General features: G+C 49.0%; 18 protein-coding genes. 13 read left to right on the top strand and 5 right to left on the bottom strand.

Annotated elements, in window-relative coordinates; translation table 11 throughout:
- Positions 1–47: 47 nt before the first annotated feature.
- Positions 48–641 carry an ankyrin repeat domain-containing protein gene (locus AC3WQ3_RS06700; RefSeq protein WP_492471810.1) on the top strand — a complete coding sequence of 198 codons (594 nt, stop codon included), beginning with the start codon at positions 48–50 and terminating at the stop codon, positions 639–641.
- Between the two features lie 50 nt (positions 642–691).
- Positions 692–2,047 carry a uracil/xanthine transporter gene (locus tag AC3WQ3_RS06695; RefSeq protein ID WP_336780424.1) on the top strand — a complete coding sequence of 452 codons (1,356 nt, stop codon included), beginning with the start codon at positions 692–694 and terminating at the stop codon, positions 2,045–2,047.
- Here AC3WQ3_RS06695 and AC3WQ3_RS06690 read toward each other — a convergent pair.
- Both AC3WQ3_RS06690 and AC3WQ3_RS06685 read right to left on the bottom strand, forming a co-directional pair.
- Entirely contained in the window at positions 2,034–2,411 is a 378-nt protein-coding gene (locus AC3WQ3_RS06690) for a PilZ domain-containing protein (protein ID WP_153979574.1), read from the bottom strand. The genes AC3WQ3_RS06695 and AC3WQ3_RS06690 overlap by 14 nt on opposite strands.
- A 109-nt stretch (positions 2,412–2,520) precedes the next feature.
- Positions 2,521–2,985, bottom strand: a complete 465-nt coding sequence (locus AC3WQ3_RS06685; protein WP_336780425.1) for a hypothetical protein — start codon at positions 2,983–2,985, stop codon at positions 2,521–2,523.
- A 151-nt stretch (positions 2,986–3,136) separates the two neighbouring features.
- Between AC3WQ3_RS06685 and AC3WQ3_RS06680 the strand changes: the two genes are divergently transcribed.
- From AC3WQ3_RS06680 to AC3WQ3_RS06645, 8 genes are all read left to right on the top strand, one after another.
- Positions 3,137–4,720: a HEAT repeat domain-containing protein gene (locus AC3WQ3_RS06680; RefSeq protein WP_492471808.1), complete on the top strand. Its 1,584-nt coding sequence runs from the start codon at positions 3,137–3,139 to the stop codon at positions 4,718–4,720.
- Between the two features lie 28 nt (positions 4,721–4,748).
- Positions 4,749–5,213, top strand: coding sequence for a DUF6386 family protein (locus tag AC3WQ3_RS06675; protein WP_336780428.1), 465 nt, complete (start codon positions 4,749–4,751; stop codon positions 5,211–5,213).
- Between the two features lie 73 nt (positions 5,214–5,286).
- On the top strand, positions 5,287–5,970 hold the full coding sequence (locus AC3WQ3_RS06670; RefSeq protein WP_492471807.1) for a hypothetical protein: 684 nt from the start codon (positions 5,287–5,289) through the stop codon (positions 5,968–5,970).
- A gap of 20 nt (positions 5,971–5,990) precedes the next feature.
- A complete protein-coding gene (locus AC3WQ3_RS06665) occupies positions 5,991–6,611 on the top strand; it encodes an SMI1/KNR4 family protein (protein ID WP_336780430.1) in 621 nt (206 codons plus the stop codon).
- A gap of 446 nt (positions 6,612–7,057) precedes the next feature.
- Complete coding sequence (locus AC3WQ3_RS06660; protein WP_492471920.1) at positions 7,058–7,531, top strand: sigma-70 family RNA polymerase sigma factor; 474 nt, start codon at positions 7,058–7,060, stop codon at positions 7,529–7,531.
- Positions 7,521–8,663: a DUF4179 domain-containing protein gene (locus AC3WQ3_RS06655; protein ID WP_492471806.1), complete on the top strand. Its 1,143-nt coding sequence runs from the start codon at positions 7,521–7,523 to the stop codon at positions 8,661–8,663. Before AC3WQ3_RS06660 ends, AC3WQ3_RS06655 begins: the two co-directional genes overlap by 11 nt.
- 314 nt (positions 8,664–8,977) lie before the next feature.
- Positions 8,978–10,510, top strand: coding sequence for a methyl-accepting chemotaxis protein (locus AC3WQ3_RS06650; RefSeq protein WP_492471805.1), 1,533 nt, complete (start codon positions 8,978–8,980; stop codon positions 10,508–10,510).
- A 148-nt stretch (positions 10,511–10,658) separates the two neighbouring features.
- Positions 10,659–11,366 (top strand): DUF4274 domain-containing protein, encoded by a 708-nt coding sequence (locus tag AC3WQ3_RS06645; protein ID WP_492471804.1) that lies wholly within the window; start codon positions 10,659–10,661, stop codon positions 11,364–11,366.
- Between the two features lie 134 nt (positions 11,367–11,500).
- On the opposite strand, the gene AC3WQ3_RS06640 is transcribed toward AC3WQ3_RS06645, so the two are convergent.
- Together AC3WQ3_RS06640 and AC3WQ3_RS06635 are read right to left on the bottom strand one after the other, a co-directional pair.
- Positions 11,501–11,866 carry a VOC family protein gene (locus AC3WQ3_RS06640; protein WP_492471803.1) on the bottom strand — a complete coding sequence of 122 codons (366 nt, stop codon included), beginning with the start codon at positions 11,864–11,866 and terminating at the stop codon, positions 11,501–11,503.
- 211 nt (positions 11,867–12,077) lie between these two features.
- Complete coding sequence (locus AC3WQ3_RS06635) at positions 12,078–13,730, bottom strand: alkaline phosphatase (RefSeq protein WP_492471802.1); 1,653 nt, start codon at positions 13,728–13,730, stop codon at positions 12,078–12,080.
- A 237-nt stretch (positions 13,731–13,967) separates the two neighbouring features.
- Between AC3WQ3_RS06635 and AC3WQ3_RS06630 the strand changes: the two genes are divergently transcribed.
- The 3 genes from AC3WQ3_RS06630 to AC3WQ3_RS06620 all read left to right on the top strand — a co-directional run bounded on the left by AC3WQ3_RS06630 (position 13,968) and on the right by AC3WQ3_RS06620 (position 18,316).
- Positions 13,968–15,272, top strand: a complete 1,305-nt coding sequence (locus AC3WQ3_RS06630) for a hypothetical protein (protein ID WP_492471801.1) — start codon at positions 13,968–13,970, stop codon at positions 15,270–15,272.
- Between the two features lie 225 nt (positions 15,273–15,497).
- Positions 15,498–17,012, top strand: coding sequence for an AbgT family transporter (locus AC3WQ3_RS06625; RefSeq protein ID WP_492471800.1), 1,515 nt, complete (start codon positions 15,498–15,500; stop codon positions 17,010–17,012).
- 47 nt (positions 17,013–17,059) lie between these two features.
- Complete coding sequence (locus AC3WQ3_RS06620) at positions 17,060–18,316, top strand: amidohydrolase (protein ID WP_492471799.1); 1,257 nt, start codon at positions 17,060–17,062, stop codon at positions 18,314–18,316.
- 124 nt (positions 18,317–18,440) lie between these two features.
- Here the strand turns inward: AC3WQ3_RS06620 and AC3WQ3_RS06615 are convergent, their stop codons facing one another.
- Positions 18,441–20,024, bottom strand: a complete 1,584-nt coding sequence (locus tag AC3WQ3_RS06615) for a choice-of-anchor I domain-containing protein (RefSeq protein WP_492471798.1) — start codon at positions 20,022–20,024, stop codon at positions 18,441–18,443.
- Positions 20,025–20,148: the final 124 nt, after the last annotated feature.

Raw genomic sequence — 20,148 nt, 5'->3', positions numbered from 1 at the left:
GATCTCCATTGGAACGCTGATCCACAAGGTTAACAATGAATTGGAGGATGAACGCATTGGTTAATACGATACATGCCGCTGCAGAAGCTGGACATACAGATGAGGTGATCCGGTATATTACACAAGGTGCCGGATTGAATGAACGGGATGCGCTTGGGCGAACACCACTAATGGCTGCAGTGCATGGCAACAAGGTACAGACCGTTAGCATGTTGATTGATGCCGGAGCGGATATTAACATTCAGGATAATCGATTGGATAATCCATTGTTATATGCCAGTGCTGAGGGCCTCAAGGAAATTGTTGAAATGGCCGTCGCGGCTGGGGCAGATACAAGATTAACGAATCGCTTTGGCGGAACCGCACTTATCCCTGCAGCAGACAGAGGCCATGTGAACATTGTGGAATTCCTGCTGACTTGTACGGATGTGGATGTGAACCATATCAACAATCTGGGCTGGACAGCTCTCCTGGAGGCCGTCATTCTGGGGGACGGTGGACCGCGGCATCAGCAGATCGTAGCATTGCTTCTGCAATATGGTGCCGATAGAGAGATCGCCGATCGGGATGGCGTAACCCCGCTAGCTCATGCCAGACGCAACGGTTATACCGAAATGGAACGAATGTTATTGAATAGCTGAATGAAGGTGCCTATTTCCATATTGAGGCGCGAAAGGACACGAATGAAAACATGAACAGACAACAAGAGCATTTCATTACAAAATATATGAGTCAGACATCATCTCTGGTTTTGGCAGGAATTCAATGGTTCTTCTTCCTGTTTACCAACACGGTCGTGGTTCCATTATCCATTGGTCATAATTTTCAGATGTCACCGGATGCCATCGCTGCATCCATGCAGCACGCTTTTCTGCTGACCGGAGCCGTGTGCATTCTGCAGGCCGTGTTTGGGCATCGTTATGCAGTTATGGATGGACCGTCCGGTCTCTGGTGGGGATTGACCCTCAGTCTGACCGTATCGGCATCTTCCGCCGGCATGAGTCTGGAGCGAATCGGGGGCGGACTTGCTGCCGGCTTCCTGCTCGCAGGACTAACCATGGCCATTCTTGGCCGATTGGGTGCAGCCCATCTGCTGCAGAAGCTGTTTACACCCATGGTTAAGAGCGCCATGCTGTTTCTCATGACGATTCAGCTGACCATGAATTTCTTCAAAGGCATGATAGGGTATACCGAATTCGGTACATTTAACCTGCCGGTTGCAGCTTTGTCTGTAGCTATTGCTTTTCTGGTCGCCCTGATCCAACTGAAGGGAAGAGGTAAACTGGGCAACTACTCCATCCTCATCGGCATTGTGACAGGGTGGATTGCCTACAGTTTTGTGTTTCCAGGCCAGCATGCAGGGTTAACGGGCAATTCTGGGGGGAGCTTGTTTACACTGTTTCCATGGGGAGTACCGACGTGGGAGCCAGGCATTGTTGTAACTGCGTTCTTTGTCGGATTGGTCAATATGACGAATTCAATTACGACATTAAGCACGGTCGAGAAAATATATGAAACACAGACGACAGACCAGCAATATAAACGCTCCTATGTGCTAACCGGATTGTTCAGCATGCTATCCGCATGTGTGGGTGTGCTGCCATTTGGTTTATTTGCTTCGTCTATCGGTTTTCTGGAAAGCACTCGGATTTTGCGGCGTGCTGCTTTTATTATCGGGGCTGCCATGTTATGTATTTTGGGACTTACCCCTTCGGTGACGGCCTTTTTTGCGCAAATACCACCGAGTGTGGGCAGTGCGGTGCTGTTTGTAGCCTATCTGCAAATGTTTGGAACGGCTCTCCGCACCATTGAAGGTACTGCATTTAATTCCAAGACGATCTACCGCGTGGCTCTGCCTGTGCTAACCGGCGTGGCAGTGATGAACATCCCTGCAGAGGCATTTCAGGCATTACCGATTTACCTTATTCCGATTATTAGCAATGGTCTCGTGATCGGAGTTATGGTCTCGCTGATTCTGGAGAAAAGTGTGAACTGGTCCAAAATGGAGAATGCTTCTACCGCGAGCAAAACCGTTACTTCACCATGATTCTTCCCTGTCCGGCAAGCATGCGCAGTTCTCTGGACAGGCGATCATGGTTCCCGTCTTGTATTTCGAGCTGCACGCCGTAATGCCAGGTTTCGTTCTCCTCGTTGCCCCAGCGCAGTGTTCCTTCCAGATCTAACGGATCTTCAAAAAGAAGCAGATTCATTCCGATCCGGATTTCATTGGACTCTACATGCAGGCTTAGCGGAAATGAAAGCTGGCACCCCGATCGGCTGATATCGATCAATTCGGCCTGAATGGGTTTGTGCGGAGCAGAGACTCCATTAATGCTGATAATGTAAATTTCAAACGTGATGGGTTCCTTCAATGTATAACGAAAAGGCTCTCTTCTAAGGTTGATTGACATAGTTTCCTCCACAAAGTTCAAAAAGTTCATGTTATGGATATATCGTCAATTTGTACCCGAAAATGAAGAGATATGGCCTTGTTTGCATTGAAGGGGATCCAACACCATATCAGGTAAAAGTGACCCCTATGCTCGCACTCGCAGACCGTGGATCATAGCTGGAATATATTGATCCCCATGGGAAGCTGTATTCCATATAGGGATAGGGTTTGGAGCGGTTAATATGCGGCGCAGCGGAAATTTGATTTTTGAGCCACTCATCATGGGCCAGCTTTCGCTTCATCTCACCTGCTTCGGTCCAGTCATCCCATGAAGAGGGGAATTCTTCGCCGTCCAGTGCCAAACTGGCCTGAACCAGCCGGGACTGATGGAAACACAAGGCGAGGTAAAATGCTTTAACATCTGCAGAGGCATCTGATTTGAATTTATACCACGTATATCCCGTAGTAAGCTTCTGAACCTCCGTACGATTCTCCCGATAAAACCAACTTGCCTTCAATTCCTCCTCCGTAAGACCGGAGTACAATTTCAGGCTATCGTGAACCCGAATCACGCCGCTTTCCCATCCGTCCATAGTACAGTCCCACCCTCATTGCATTTTTCTCACAAGTATAGCATACACAGATATAGCCCCTGAGTTCCTTTAACCCCGGTGCCTGGCTTGATATAATGGTTGGATATGGTTCTGATTCCTCACCTGAATCAGATGGGAAGGAGCGGATGAAATGCGGCAATTAACTTCGGAACTCCGGCTTAGATTGGATCAGCTCGGGACGGGAACGGTTCAGGAAACCGCCGAGTTGCTCCGTCATCTTGGTCAATCCGGAGAGTATATCTTGATCCCGAGTCTGCTGCGACTGATGGATGATGACAGTCTTGTTATCCGTCAGGCTGCAGAGCAGGCGGTAGCTCGTTTAATAGAAGCGTGTCCAGTATCCGAACTGGTGTGGCTGAACGAACATGTAAGGGAATGGCGTCCTTCCCCCGTCATTTGGAAGCGGGTCGTGGAACGTGAGGTACATAAGATAGATCAGGCCAGTACAATTCGTTTATCCATGTTGACGATGCACTGGAGCGGCTACATCAGAGAGGCTGCGGTTAGAAGAATGATTCGGGAGGATGAGTCCTATAGCTTTTCTTATTTGCTGCTTCGGTTGAATGACTGGGTGTCCGAAATTCGTCAGTTGGCGAGAGCGGCACTGGAACTTAAACTGAAGCCCGAGCATGCCAAGCTGTGGATGGAAAATATCATGCTTGTGGAGCGGCTTCGGATCTGTGGGCGGGATTCATTCGAGTCTTTTGTCGAATCCGTACATCACCTGCTGCGTCAGAAGGAATGCCGGTTTGTCCGTCATAACGCACGGGTATCCCCTGAACCCAGCATCCGTCAGTTCGCTTTTCGGATTTCACTCGAAGCAGAGGGCACGGATGCTGGCATGATTATGGAGCAGGCATTACGGGATGAGAACCCTGCCATCCGGCGATGGGCAGCGCAGCGAGTAGATCGTATGTTGTCCGGTCAGAAGCTGAGAGAGGCCCTTCTTGGCATGCAGCTGGACAGTGTACCTTCAATCCGCCGGGAAGGTCTGGCTGTACTTGCCACGATGTATCCAGATGATGCAAAGGCCATTATAATGGATCGGCTTCTGGATTCAAACCTGCCAGTGCGGGATACAGCACGGAGGTATGCCAAACGGTGGATGAACGTGAGCTATGCGGAGTGGTATCTGGATGTCATCTGGGGTGATGATCAGCATCATCTCGCTGCAGCAATTTCAGGACTGGGAGAGACGGGGGACAAGGCAGACGCAGAAGTGCTGTATGAATATGCGAAGCATCCATCGATTGCCGTACGAAAAGCCGTTATCCGCGGATTAATGCGGCTGGACGCTTCTTCATACGGAACGCATTTTGTAGATTCGCTAAAAAGCCCGCAGTCTGGCATTTCCCGGGAGGCCTGCCGTGCACTTATGCATCATCCCTATCTCATCCAGCCTGATGTAATGGCTGGACTGTTGTCGGACCCTGATGCCCTGCCTCATGTCGTCCGCAATGTGCTGCGCATTATTTCTTCCATGAACAAGTGGAATCAGGTTGGACTGCTGCTGCAGCAGCTTCCAGCGGCAAGGCACGAATGGGTGAAACAAGCCATTCATCGCCAGTTATATAACTGGGCCAGATACCCGAACCGCAGCTACGGCGGGCGATTGTCCACGGCAGAACGGGAACGTCTTCATAAGCTGCTGTCGTTATGCGGGCAGGAACTGGACGGTGATCTGCTGCATCGCTTGGAGTGGCTAATGCAATAAATCATGACGATCAGAGAGGAAGATAAGAATGCGTGGGACATTTCAATTCGTGACGGGAACGGCGACCATGTGCCTGTTCGATCTGGCTTCGTTAAAACACCGTGTAGAAGAACCGCCCGACTGGTGGTCCATTCCGGAAGATGAACTGGCTGAGGTGAATGCGGGCAATTGCCTCTTTTTCAATCTGGGAGCCGATGGATTGTACGAGGTGACATGGAGTGTGGACATCTCGGATACAGCTAGCAAAGTGCAAGAAACGGAAGATGCGCAGGTATTCTATCTGCAAGTTCCGACCGGCAACGTATTTCTGGGTGCAGCTGAAGATGTCAGTGGGGGAGAACTGGAGCCGGATGAGTCATGCGATGGAATAACACTATCGCTGCAGCCGGGAAATGTGGCTTGCATCGTCTCAAGAGAAGGCAATCAGATCTCACTGACGATTCAACCAGGTGCTCAAGGACACAATGATCTGGATAGTCTGATCCGGATTTGAAGTGTTTTTTATAAGGGTAGACAGGTCTCATAGAACTCAAGAACTGAAGAAAACGGAAGCGGGAGGAATCCACATGCCGAATTGGAATTTCACATCGATCACAGATTCAGATAAACTGCATCAACATATGCGGGTACTCGCCGCACTAGATATCATCCTGTCGGAGGAAGAATGGCTTCGTGTACACCGCTATGAAGCAGAGCTGCAGCCTGGTGTGGCTTGGGGGAGTATCGACAACGGGGCAGGAGATCACCTGCATGTGTTGTTTACCCCATCGGGTACCTTAATCAAGGGGTTTGATCACGAATCTCCCTTGAGCCCCCATGCTCGTGACGATGGGCAAGTCTATCCGGGCATGTATGATGAAGTGCCGAAGGCATTGAGAGCAATCATGGAGGATCAGGAAGAGAGAATGGAGCCGGAGGATGTTACCTTTTGTATTTGGCGGGAAGCAAACGACCCGGAGTGGAAGGCAGGAAGCTGGATTCAGCAAGCGTTAATCGAGGAAAGCGAAGACGACGCCACAGGCGGTGCCGATTTTTTGCTGGGCTATATCGAGGAAACGCCAGAGGCGTTCGCTGATTGGGCAGAGGGTTATTACGAGTCACATGAACTGCCGCTGTCTGCGATTGCTGAAGTATATGAAGGAAAACCAGTGACGCCAGGTTTAATCAGGAAGCTATGTCCTGAACGTGATGTAGAAGCAGCACTGGATGAGCTGCAACAACGTGGTTATGTCATAGAACAAATGGAATAGAGGGTGAGGGGGCAGCAGTCGTGTATAAGCAGCAGCTGGAACGCATAAGCGAGAAGTTGAAGAATCTTCAACGTTTGGATGCGGATATGAGCTTGTTTGGGGCAGAGAACCACGAATATGAGCTGGAGCGGGTATGGACACCGGAAGAGATCACAGGGTTCGAACAGAAATGGAAGATTACTTTGCCAGAGGAGTATCGGGCTTTTTTGCTGCATATCGGGTCGGGAGGAGCAGGTCCATATTACGGACTGGAGAAGCCGGAAGATGGGGTGTATGCCGTCATTGGATATGACGATGAGCTGAATGCTATCTCGGATCCATTTCCCTATGTAGAGGCTTGGAACTGGGAAGTTGACTGGTATGATGACAGCAAGGAAGAAGAGGAGTGGGATGCACTGGACCATGATTATCATGATCCTAAACGGTCGGCAGGCCTGCTGCGCATCAGTGATTTTGGCTGCGGCATTTCCATGAATCTGGTCTTGAATGGACCATGCAGCGGGGAGATCTGGACCGATGATCGGGCGAATCGCAGCGGCATTTATCCAGATCATTATTTCGGCAATATGGAACGTCTGCGCTTTCTGGATTGGTATGAGTTATGGCTGGATCGTTCCATCCATGAATTGAATGAAGAGTAGGGGAATGAGAATAATTAAGCTTTCTAGGGACCCCATTGTAACTCATGTAGATCAGCGATAACCATTTAACGTGAGTGAAAATCGCCCATTCGACATTACATAAATAAATAGAGTTTATAAAAACGTACGATGATCTATAAATCACATTTTAATAAAGAACAGTACGGATTAATGAATGATCTCTGTCTTAAACAGGGGTCATTCTTTTTATCGTTTAAATCAAAAGATCTCTAGACAGCCCTGAGCCTTATTGGGCCAGTTTGAATCTATTTTACAATCCGGCTCATTGGCATTTGGGAAAATAATAAAAACCGTTTGGTACAGTTACCCGTCTTATACCACAGAAAGAGAGAGAGAAGGAGGGAACCGGGGTGGAGACCAAAGCCGAGATGAAGAAGATGATATTCGTGCAAACCGAAGATGAGACGGTGTTTGTCCAGTCCATCATGGAGCATCAAGATACGCTGACTTCCATTGCCTACAGCTATCTCCGCAATCGTCATGATGCTCTGGAAGCCGTACAGGAGATGACATGCCGGGCCTGGACGAAGCGTCGGAGTTTGAAAAATGAAAAAGCGTTCAAATCATGGATTATTCGTATTTTGATCTATGTCTGTATTGATGAACAGAGACGCCGCAAGCGAACCACACCGCTGGCTAATGACGGTTTGGAGGATGTGTTTGCGGAGGTCGCAGTTGCAGGCCAGGATGATAACCGGATTGTCATGTGGGGATTTTTGCAGAAAATAAAACCGAAATACCGCCATGTACTACTGCTGAAATATTATAACGACATGACACTGAGCGACATTGCCTTGATCCTCGGAAAACCCGAAGGCACCATCAAAACCTGGCAGCACAAAGGGCTGGAGCAATTACGCAAGCTGATGAAGAACAGGAGGGATTGGCATGAGAACTAGTCCGGAGGAACAAGCACTGCTCGCAGACGCATATCAGGTTGAAGTGGAGAAACAGCATTTGAACCCGGCAGATACGGCATTTGCCATCCAGCGAGGACTTGCAAAAGCAAGAGCGAAGCGAACGGCAAGCAGTCTCCCAATAAAATGGATCACTGCTGTGCTCATAACAGTAATCACTGCCGCATGTTTCCTACTCGGGCCATACCGAGGGATTATTCCCTCACAAACCACAGCAGTTGAACCCATTCAGGATTGGGGAGTGCTGGAGCCTTTTCGAAAACTGGCTGAGCAGGACGTTAGCGGGAGTACGATCGAATCTGCAATGAATAATGGCTATGTTCAACTTGTCGACCGTACGGTGAAATCGGGAATATATCAATTTACCGTTAATGCAGTAATGGCAGATGAGAACAAGTTAATTGTGTTATATACAGCCAAGACAGACGATACTCAAGAAGTCTATTCGGTTGTGAATACCAAGATGACAAACGCGGTAACGAATAATGTATTGGGCGACGGAAATATTAGAGGGGTGCATCATTCAGAAGATGAGCACACCATTTATGGTCAAAGCGCCATAGAGTTTCAAAAAAATCAGCCCTTGCCTGAACAAGTCATGATGAATGTACAGATTTCATCAGTTGTTCCGAACCAAGGGACTGATTCAGATGCAGTCAAAAAGGAACGCAAATATCAATTTTCAAAAAAAATGAACGTCACTTTCAATCTGGACCCTAAATTCTCGATTCCACAGACAGAAGTCTTAGAACTGAATAAGCTATTCACAGTTGGTGGATATGAGGTGATGTTATCTGAAGTAGAATTATCGCCTCTAGTGACTCGAGCGAGATTCATCTACGAACCTGAAAAAGATATTGATTTTGAATCCAGAATGTCCATTAACGATGTGGTTCAACCTACTCAGATGGTATCCACAACCAAAGACGGGAAAGAGACAACGCTAATTATGGTATCGGGTAGTGGAACGGAAGACGGCATGATTTTTTCCTTCAGCAGCAACCTACTGGATGAGCCACACTCGTTGGTATTAAAGCTGCATGGTGTGCCAGGCAAAACGTACGATGATCTTCAGGAAGCAGAACGCGATATGATCGAGTTGAAAATAAAATAGAATTTGTAGTAGGTAACGTGATCTACTTAAATTAACCAATTAGCCTGTCTTATGCGTCACAGCGTATAAGCAGGCTTATTTTCGTTTGTCAATATAATATGGAAGTATATTATTTTGGAAGTCATATAAAATTTCAAATTTAGAATACCGATATACATAATGTAGCGCTCATTTCATGTTTATGAAGTTAATTTGTACTATGCTACAGCGCGGGGGATTTGCGGATTGCGTATAAGCAGGACCATAGACCAATGGAATGTAGTACAGAGTTGCCCTACAACAACACATTTACCTAGATAAAGGACGGGGAACGGATGAATCGGTATGATGAGATTATTTGGAAAAGGAACAAGCTGATCAGTATCATTCTGTGGATTATTCTTGCAATTGGTATGGGTCTGAGCTTCATGCTCCCTAAGCTGCTTGTTTCCAATGGGATTGCCATTTTGTTTGCAGCCTGGGTTACATACGCTAATGTGAAAAGAAAACATATTCATTTAATTCCTTGGCTGTATACCATTTTGATTACCATATGTGGGGTCTATGTTGGTTGGGGAACAGTTAATCTTACGATGAGTCTGGTCATAACCGCTGTTTTGCTGCTCATTCCGAACAAGAAGTTTTTTATGATTGGTTTTTTTGTCTTACTAGTCCACAGTGTGCTCCAGCTATTTGTTATAAACACAGCTCATGCTGATGAACTTATAGAGAATATCGTTAACGTTGGACTGTTCGCTCTTACCGGAGCAATCCTGATGTTAGTCTCCCATTTAAATCAGAGACTTTTCCTGGACAGCGAAGTCCGCTGGCAGGAAGTAGAGCAATCCAAACACAGAGTAGAGACCATGATGGAGCGTGTCAAAGCTTCGGTGGAAGGCCTGTCTCTTTATACGGATCAACTGAAACAAAAGGTGGACGCGACCGGGTCCATCACGCATGAAGTGACGCTTGGATTCAGTGAAGTGGCCAAAGGCGTGGAGTTCCAGGCTACGAGTGTGGCAGAAATTTCGGAATCCCTTTCCCTGTCGGATCATCATATCCGTGATGTTGCTTCCTATTCGTCTCAAATGAAAGAATTATCCGCCAGTATGGCTTCCAGCACGGAAACGGGAAGTGCACAGATGGATCATCTGAATGTGCAGATGCAGGAACTCTATGAGACGATTGATACCACGGCTTCCGATATGAGAAAGTTCAATGAGGAAAGTGAAGCGATGTCCCTGATGTTGAACAGTATCTCGGATATTGCGAACCAGACCAACTTGCTTGCACTCAATGCTGCGATCGAAGCCGCTCGTGCAGGCGAACATGGACGCGGATTTGCCGTGGTCTCGGAGGAAGTTCGCAAGCTGGCAGAGCACTCTGGTCAGTCAGCTAGTGAGATTGGTACCATTTTGACCCGGTTAAAAGGGCAAACACAGGCACTGACCGATCGCTTCGAACGCATTCGCTTTGCTCTTCAAGAAGGAAGAGACAGCGTGCAGACTGCAGAAGTTGTGTTCCGTACGATTAATAGCAATTCCCAGGAAGTGCTGAACCAGGCCATGGATATCGAGAGCAGTTCCGCCACGATGAAGGAATCCTCCACGAAAGTCGTGAATGAGGTTTCCGAGATTTCTAGTGTGACTCAGCAATCCAGTGCCGCTACGGAAGAGATTCTTGCCAGTATGGAGGAGCAGCGCAGCCTGACTCAGAAGATGGTGGACAGCTTCGGTGAGCTGGAGCAACTGATACTGAACCTGAATGAGCTGGTGTCGGATCATCAGTTGTCCTCTTCTCTCACTGAAGAGAAGGATGCTGATCGTCCTTCACCCACTATAGTACCGATCGATGCGCTGTCAGTTTAGAGGTAGGATACCTTTTAGTAGAAAATGTAGAGTCCGCCCGTACGTTCATCGTCCGGCGGGCTTTTTTGCTGTCAAGTGGACTTGAACCCCGTGAATATCTCCTTTACAGTGTAATGTAGAGTGTGAAGTGCAAGGAGGAGGATTGTGAATGAATTGGCTTGAAATTAGTAAGTCCAAAGATGTGGAGCAAGCTTGTGCAGCAGTACATAACCTGGATATCAATGAGCGGGATGAACGGGGACGGACACCGCTTATGCTTTTTCTGACGTATCGCATGCCAGCTGAGGCCATTAAATGTCTGTTGGAACAGCAAGCAGACTTGGACGCGGAGGACAAACTCGGTGATACCGCTCTAAAAAAAGCTGTGAAGTTCAAGCAGATCGAAGCCATCCAGCTCTTGCTTGAATATGGGGTGAAGCTTGACTCTGCATATGGAATTCAGGCGTCGGCCTGGAATGCAGCTAGACGGGACCCGGCCATTGCAGATATGCTGCTCAGCACCACGGGATCGGTAAGACTTCGGCTGACTGATTCGGAACAAGCCATCGTGGATGAAATTTTGTACGAAGAATCTTCAGAGAGGGCAGCCGCGAAGATCCGTGAGCTGGACTCCGCTGTACTTCTGCATGCTGTCGTGGACGGGTACAACTGGGATGACAGTCCCGAGCCTATGCTGGCTGTTTGTGAACATCCTGCCTGTGCGGAGATTACGATGCTGGACATGGTGGAGCTGCTGGATGCTGATTATTGGCTGGAGATGGACGAAGATGAAGTGAACCAAAGCGAGGATGGACCAGGTTATCGCCAGCTTGCCGAGCTGCTAAGCATGAAGTGTCCAACAGCGTTCCACAAATGATTTGTAAATGCAAAACAAGAGCATGTTCTGGGCTCAACTAGAGATGCTCTTGTTTTGTATAGGATATTATTGTTGATTCCGGGCAAGCACAACACCAAAACGTGGTAACGCTGTTCTATGAGTGTCACACCAGATCATGCATGTTCGGCGAGCTGTACCTCGAAGCCGTCCGGGTCGGCAATGTAAAGGAAGCGTAGATGCGGATTCGGCTGAACGGGCCCGCGAACAATGGGAATATTCAGTGCTGTCAGTCGTTCCATGGCATCTTCCAGTGAACTCACCTCGTAGCCGATGGACACGCCAGATTCTTTTTTGAGGATGGATTCACTTCCCTCAATCAACTCCAGCATGGTTTCATTTTCTGTGCCCAGCATGGCAATTTGCCGCCCACGACTTTCGAATTGGCGCTGGATTGGAAGCCCGAGCATGCCGTGGTAGAACCCAAGCGAGGCTTCCAGATTGCGTACCCGAAGTGTAATCCAGTTTAATTTGATCAACATGGGTGAATCTCTCCTTTTTGTCTCCTATTTATCAATGTTACGTCTATTATACGACAAGCAAGGAGGGGGTACCCTTCCTTGTCTGTGAACAACAAAAATAGCTGCCGAAATATTCGGCAGCCCAATGATATAATTCCGGTTGAAACGTTGTAAACCGCTACGCTTTCCCATTATGTGTGTTTGGTTTATAAGCGCAGACCATCTTTCAAACTTACTGAATCAGATCCACTGCACCTTGTGGTACAAAGGCATCTACCCCGTTATACACGATTACGCCTTCCAGCGCAGTCTTTTTGCCGTTAACCAGCGCAATGTTTTTGTAGATTTGCAGTTCGACTTTAGTGTTACCTTTGGTAACCAGAATCTTAGGATTTTTGGCATCTGTCAGGTCCAGCTTGTACGCAGCGCCTTTGGCTGTGAATGCTTGTTTGGCAGGAACAAATAGCTGTTTGCTCACGCTATCCAGATCCAGATTCAATACGCGCGCCATATATTTAGCCACATCCGTATTGTCGATTACGCCGAATGGACGGTCATTGTTCGGAGCATACGTGTAGAGCACAACGTCTCCGCCTGTGTGACCACCAGTTGTCCAGCCAATGCCTGCGCGTTTGCTGATCATTGGTCCGATGGAGTAGTTCAGGCTGCCTGGCTCGGCTGCCTTAATGGTAGCGATCTCCTCGGATGTCAGGTCGGAAATGCCATAGTATTGTTTCATGACAGCTTTGATATTGGTGCGTTTGGCATTCAGCTTCGCTTCCACGCCTTCACCTGTCAGCTTGGCCTTTTTCAAAGGTCCGATGAAAGTGGACAATGGTTCTTTGTCATAGGTGCCCGTTGTTGCATTGTTACCGATCGTGAGACCGCCGTTACCGTGGTCCGTTACTGCCACAACAGCTGTCTCTCCATCTGCTTTGGCAAAATCCATGGCTACTTTTACGGCATCATCAAATGCCAGCACGTCACTGATAATTCCGATCGGATCGTTGGCATGAGCAGCCCAGTCCACTTTGCTGCCTTCAACCATGAGGAAGAAACCGTCTTCGTCTTTGGACAGAACATCAATGGCCTTGGAAGTCATTTCAGCAAGGCTTGGCTGTTTGGCAGGGTCACGGTCCATGTCATAAGCCATGCCTGCAGGTGCGAACATTCCCCACAGCTTGCCGGAGTTTGAGGCTTTCATGGCAGCCGGTGTGGTCACGTAATCGTAACCGAGTGCTTTGATGGAAGAGACCAGATTTTCACCGTCTTTGCGACCCGCCGGCTCAAGGTAGCGACTTCCGCCACCCAAAACAACATCGAGTCCGTTGTATACTTGCTGTTTGCTGAGTGCATCGTAATTTTTGCGATCCGGATAGTGGGCAGAGAAGTCTGCCGGGGTAGCGTGCATAATCTCGGAGGTGGCTACAATGCCGGTTGCCTTGCCTGCCAATTTGGATGCCTCCAGCACGGATGCAACGGGTTTCTTGGCATCTCCAGGAGCGATAGCCTTCTGTCCAGGCATGGTTGCCTTGTCTGGCAGTACGCCAACATATCCTGTATGTGATTTATAACCTGTAGCAAAAGCCGTTCCCGCAGGAGCCGAGTCCGCAATCGGAGCATCTGCGGAGTGTGTGCGAACCATACCGCTTGCCATGGAATCCAGAGTCAGGGAGGCCCCTTTGTACCAGCGGGCCAGTGCAGTGGCATCGTTAGCCATACCGTCCGGAATCAGGATAATGACATTTTTGATCGGTGATGATGATGCGGGTGCAGCAGTGTCGTCAGCAGCCCATGCTGCGCTGCTTCCTCCCAGCGTAGCTGTAACAACTGTTGTAACCGCGAGCATCATTTTGGCCGCACGGGCATTGAACCGGTTTAACATGAATACATCCTCCTAAAATAGATATGTATAGTTTGGTATCCAAAAACCAGTGTATACAACAATTGCTAAACGAACGTAAGGAATGGGTTAACTAAATGTAAAATTTACGATTATGATGCATAATCAGGAATGAGAGGGTGTAAGCCATGGCTGAGATGAAGAGGTTTACAGCGGAACCTCAGTTCGGTATGATTTTTCTATTAAACGATGCTGCGTTGGACAAGGGGATGTGAGTGCATGTACCGAATCGGAATTGTAGGACCGAAGCCGTCCATTGAGCGGACCATGCGTGCTGTGGAGGGGCAGGAGCTGGAGGCTCATTTTGAGTTGTATCCCTATGAACATGCACGCGAGACGGGCGAGATTATTACGAGGAACCGCGAGAAAGTACACGGGTGGGTGTTTACGGGTCCCATTCCTTATCTGACAGCCCAGGACGTCTTGCATGAAAAAGAACATGCCATCTACTGCCCGCCTACCGGGGCCAGCTTGTACAAAGCTATGCTGCAAGCCATTTATACACTGGACAATCCGGTGAAGGAAATCTCCATTGATATGACGGGGAATGAAAGCTGGGGGCTGATGGACAGTCTTGAGGAATTGAATTTCTCGGATGAGCAGCTGCGAAAATACGTTTTCTCCACCGATTACGATGTCGAAGACATGATCCAATTCCACGTTCGTCACTGGGAGGAAGGGCAGACCAAGGCAGCCATTACCTGTCTGTACGCTGTATATGAAGGATTACTTCAGAGAGGGGTCCCTGTCTTCAAGATTGATTCCACCAAGCTGGAGACGGTGCAAGCGGTACGAATGCTGATTGAGCAGATCCGCAGTTCTGCATTCAAAGACAGCCAGATTGGCGTGTTAATGGTTGAGATTGAAGGGTGGCATGCAGCCGGTGAACAATCGACGGAACGGTATCAGCTGCAGCATATGGAGCTCAAGATCAAAGGCATCCTCCTGCGTCATTGTGAACAAATCGATGGTTCCCTTCATCAGGATGGTACAGGACGATATCTGATGTATGGTTCCAGGGGTGGAATGGCCCGCAATATGGAATCGCTGCACACAGCGATGCATCAGCTTGAGCTGGATACGGATCTGCTTTCCTTTGCCGGGATCGGGTTTGGTGAAACTGCATTTGATGCAGAGCGTCATGCCCGGAAGGCGATCCAATATGCCAAGGACGATGAAGCTGGACGTGTGATTGTCTATGAGACGAATGGGACGATTGTGGAGGCAGCGGGTGAGGATCAGGAATTATCCTATGAGATGTATTCAAGTGACACCGAATTGCTCGAACAGTTGAACAAGGCAGGGGTTAGCATTCGTACATTTCAGAAACTGAAGGCATACATACGCCGGATGGGCAGAGAAGAATTTACGGCCAGTGAACTGGCATCAGGATTATCAATGACCATCAGGCACGTACAGCGAATTCTCGGCAGTCTTACGGCATACTCCCTGGCTGAAATCACGGGAAATGAGTTGAATACCCGCAGAGGACGGCCAAGTAACCGATATCGGCTGCTGCGTTAGATTTACGAACATAGAGGCGGAATAAGGATACCGATGCTGCAAACTTAGTTCTCATGTCCACTCCTGGTGGACAATGTGAACGGGCTGCAGATCGGTATTTTTTATGTGTAGTGTCAAAATACATAACATAAGTATTGAGTTTTGTACGGAGTTAATTATATAATGTCCTAAAATTACGACATTTTCGTTAAATGTACGTTAATATCACAGTCAGGGGGTATTTGCATGGTGAAAGCGGAAAGGCAGGAGAGTACAGGACTTTTTGGTTGGGTAGAGAAAGTGGGGAACAAGCTTCCCAATCCGTTTTTATTGTTTATCTATCTCATTGTTGCGCTGATGATTGCTACCCTTATACTGTCGTTCTTTAACGCGACAGCACATAACCCGATTGACGGAGAGAAGGTTCAGGTCAAAAACCTGCTGAGCCGAGAGGGAATACAGTGGCTGCTGCCGAATGTGGTAAAGAACTTTGCTGATTTTAAACCACTTGCTTCGATTCTGGCATTGGTACTCGGAATTGGTCTCGCTGAGAAAGTAGGGCTTCTGGAAGCGGTCATGCGCAAAATGGCTGTTCGGGTACCCGCCCGCTATGCCAGCTATCTTGTTATTTTCATTGCATTCTTCAGTCATGTGTCTTCAGATGCAGCGCTTGTCATCATGCCTCCGCTCGGAGCATTAATTTTTCTCGCTGTAGGCAGACATCCAATTGCCGGATTGATTGCAGCCATTGCCGGCGTTGGTGCTGGTTTCACCGCAAATATGCTGATTGTGACTACGGATGTATTGCTGTCAGGCATCAGTACCGAAATTGCCGCCTCGGTAGATCCAAATGTGGGTGTTACGGTCTTGGATAACTGGTACTTCATGTCCGCCTCTGTGATTGTGTTGACGCTGGTCGCAGGTTTTATGACAGACAAATTCCTGGAACCGCGCCTTGGCACATATGAAGGGGAACGTGTGTACAAGCTGGAAGCTCCAACACCTGAAGAAAACCGGGCACTGCGTGCGGCTGGTTTTGCCGCCCTTATTTTTATCGCTATCATCGCGTTTATGGTTGTACCTTCGAATGGCATTCTTCGCAACCCGGAAACAGGCAGTGTGATGGGTTCGCCTTTTCTTGCAGGGATTGTGCCTGTCATTTTACTGTTCTTCTTCACCGTAGCACTGACTTACGGCATTAAACTGAAAGTGATTCGAAACCAGAATGATCTGCCGAAATTGCTGATTGAACCGATCAAAACGATGGCAGGCTTCATCGTGATGGTCTTCCCGCTATCCCAATTCGTGGCGATGTTCAACTGGAGCAATATGGGTAAGTTTCTGGCACTGACCATCACCGATTTGCTTGAAAAAACGGGTATTAACGGCATCCCGGTGGTGATCGGATTGATCTTCCTATCTGCATTGCTAACGATGTTTATTGCAAGTGGATCTGCAATCTGGTCCATTCTGGCTCCTGTATTTATCCCGATGATGATGCTGCTTGGATTCCATCCGGCGTTCACTCAAGTCATTTTCCGGGTATCCGACTCGGTTATTATTCCACTTGCTCCGGTATCGCCTTTTGTACCATTGTTCGTCGGATTTTTGCAGGAATACCGCAAGGATGCCAAGCTCGGAACGTATTATTCCTTGATTTTGCCATATTCCATTGCATTCTTCTCCGTCTGGGTCGTTATGGTCATTCTCTGGTACGTCTTCAACCTGCCACTTGGCCCGGGAGTTCACGCCAGATTATAGAAGATCGTCTGATTCGGAAATAAGAGAGTTGAGAGAGGGGAACCGATATGATCGACATTATTGCGCTTCGCAGAGAGCTGCATCAATATCCCGAATTGGGATTCACGGAATTTCGTACTGCGACCAAAGTTGTACAGATGTTAAAAGCGTTAGGCTATCGTGTGACGTATGGAAAAGAGGCCATTGATGACACGTCCCGGCGGGGGCTGCCCAAACCGGAAGTACTGGAAGATGCCTATCAGCGTGCTCTTCAGGAAGGAGCGGAGCCCGCTATCGTGGAGCAGATGCGCGGCGGATTTACCGCTGTTGTCGCCGAGCTGGATGGAATTCAGGAAGGGCCGACAACGGCATTTCGCTTCGACATGGATGCACTGCCGATTCGTGAAAGCGGGCAGGACAAGCACGTGCCGCAGTCTGGGCAGTTCCGCTCGAAACATGAAGGCATCATGCACGCATGCGCACATGACGGGCATACCAGCATTGGTCTAGCGCTAGCAGAACGGTTAAGCGACAGACAGTTTGCCGGGAAAGTCCGGCTGTTATTTCAGCCTGCCGAAGAGGGAGTACGCGGTGCGTACGCCATGGTGGAAAAGGGCATGCTCGACCAGGTAGACCGCCTGTTCTGCATGCATCTGGGTACCGACGTGCCGTCCGGTCATGTCAAAGGGGCTTCCGCTGGTTTCCTGGCAACGACGAAGCTGGAAGCGCACTTTACGGGGGTATCCTCGCATGCGGGAGCTTCACCTGAAGAAGGGCGGAATGCGCTGCTTGGTGCGGCAACTGCCATGCTTAATATTCATGCACTGCCAAGATTCAGTACAGCCGATACACGGATCAATGTGGGCATTTTGGAAGGAGGAACTGGCGCGAACATCATTGCCGAGCACGCTCGCATGGTGATTGAGACGCGTTCCACGAAGGAAGAAACGAATCTTGAACTGGAGCGGCGTGTGCGTCAGATTCTGGAGCATAGTGCAGCCATGCATGAGTTAAGTGTCGCCGTTGAGATTGTAGGCGGAGCTATTCCGATCAGGTGCGATATGGAACTTGCAGAGCTGGCCGTGAAGAAGGCAGAAGGGATATCCGGAATAAGACATGCTGAAGCGATCTCGGATGGCGCTGCCCTGGGAAGCGAAGATGCAAGTTATATGATCAAACGCGTACAGGAGCAGGGTGGACTTGCAACGTATATGATTGTTGGCAGCGACCTGCCTGCACCCCATCACCATCCTGAATTCGATATCGATGAAGCAGTTCTCGCTCCGGCGGTGGAATGGCTGGAACGATTGGCTCGGAGCTTTTAAAGCAGCAGAGATGGCACATTAGCAGGCAGCAAAAAAGGACATGGGAGCGTGATGCTCTCATGTCCTTTTGAAATTTCATGAACTTAATCCCAGCTGCTGGAACAGCCGCCTGCTGCGTACTGAATTATTTTTTTTCAAAAAAGCTAAGTGTCCCTGTACTCTCATCCGCACTAATAAATACGCTGCGGCCGTTAAGCCGGTGGATTCCTTCCGGTGACTCACCAGCTGTCGGAATCAGGCCGAGGTAGGCCGGGTTTACCGGGTCGGCCAGATCGAAGAACAGAATGGCATCGGCCCGTTCAGAGGCTACGGCAGCATAGGTTGTGCCGTCTACAGTGGATACCGTCAGATTTTCAACTTCACTGCCTTTGCTCGGACTGCGATCATCCGGGTATAAACCAACCCTCGCGGTTGCTTCATCGATCAGGTTTTGGCTGTCATATACCCGCTTGCCCTGCAAATCCCAGACGGCGATATTGCGTCCGCCAGCTTTGACACCATCGTCAAACTCGTCTTTGCCCAGGTCGCCTTCATTGGCGGTCAGCAGGTATTTGCCATCTGCAGAGAACGCAATACCATCTGGCTCGTAGCGGGCTGTCAGGCTCTCGGTGAACTGAACGACACCGTCATCGTTCAGATCGGCTTGATGTGAGGTGGTACCAAGCGAGAAGATCGAGCTGATCTGTTTCGTTTGCAGGTCGATGATGGCAATGACATTGTTCTCCTGCAATGTAACAGCAGCGGTTTTGCTGTCCGGGCTGATGGCAACATACTCTGGCTGCGGGTCATGCGGATAGCTTGCACCGCTCACATCTTCCAGAGACACAGGCAGGTTGGTTACCTCTCCTTCAAGGACGTTTCCGCCGGCAAACGATACAATCATGATGCTGCCTGGGCGTTTGGCATTAGGGTAATCGATCTCGTCCGCAGCCTTGTTAAGTTCCTCATCTTCGATTGCGATCACGGCTTGCAATCCATCCGGGGATAATGCGATGGAGTCTGGCCCGACCCCAAGCTCATACGTCTTCACGGTTTTGTAGGTTGCAAGATCAACAACCGCCAGTAGCCCCTTGTTCGCCTCGGTATCTGTATCGCCGGTACGAATAACGGCGAGGCCATATTTGCCGTCCTTGGATACGGTTACGCTAGTTACCTCTGCTTTGGCAGAGAGATCATGGAAGCTGACGGTTTTCAGAACGTTCACGTTGTTCAGATCAGCAATATCCAGCACGGAAATGCTGCCATTGTCTGCTTCAGTTACGAGGAGGCGCTTGCCGTCCGGAGTGGAGGCAGCAATTTCGGCTTTGCCGCTTGGCATCTGGAAGGCCGCTGTCTGTTCAAATCCGGTTTTATTTTGGCGCAGGATCACCTGATCCGTAATCCGTTTCAACGTTTGTGGGGAAACGTATGTCATTCCTTTCGTAACATAACTTTTGCTGTCCAGCTGCGTTTGCACCCCGTTGATGGTAGCTGTAGCTGTTTCGACCGGAAGCTGCACTCGGACTTCACCCAACTGGATGTCGACACTGCGACTGCTGCTATCCCAAGTGACGGTTCCCTGCATATTTTGGATGGCTGTTCGTAGTACGACATGATTAGTAGATTCGGATGCGCTTGCCGCATGAACCATCGATGTGTAGCTGGCTGCTCCTGCGCCGAGTATAGCTGTCATGGACAAAACGGCGAGCCATTGATTTCTCTTTTTCACAGTTCCAGATCCCCTTTTACCGATTCATGGTTGATAGTATGTACAATTGTTTTAGTATAGGGGCGAATTGTTAAGCCGAGGTTAGCGAACTGAAGCAGTTTTGTAAAAATATCGAGTAATGACA

The organism is Paenibacillus sp. FW104-T2, from assembly GCF_058789975.1.
The sequence above is the reverse complement of the archived record's forward strand: the minus strand, read 5'-3'. Positions and strand labels throughout refer to the sequence as shown.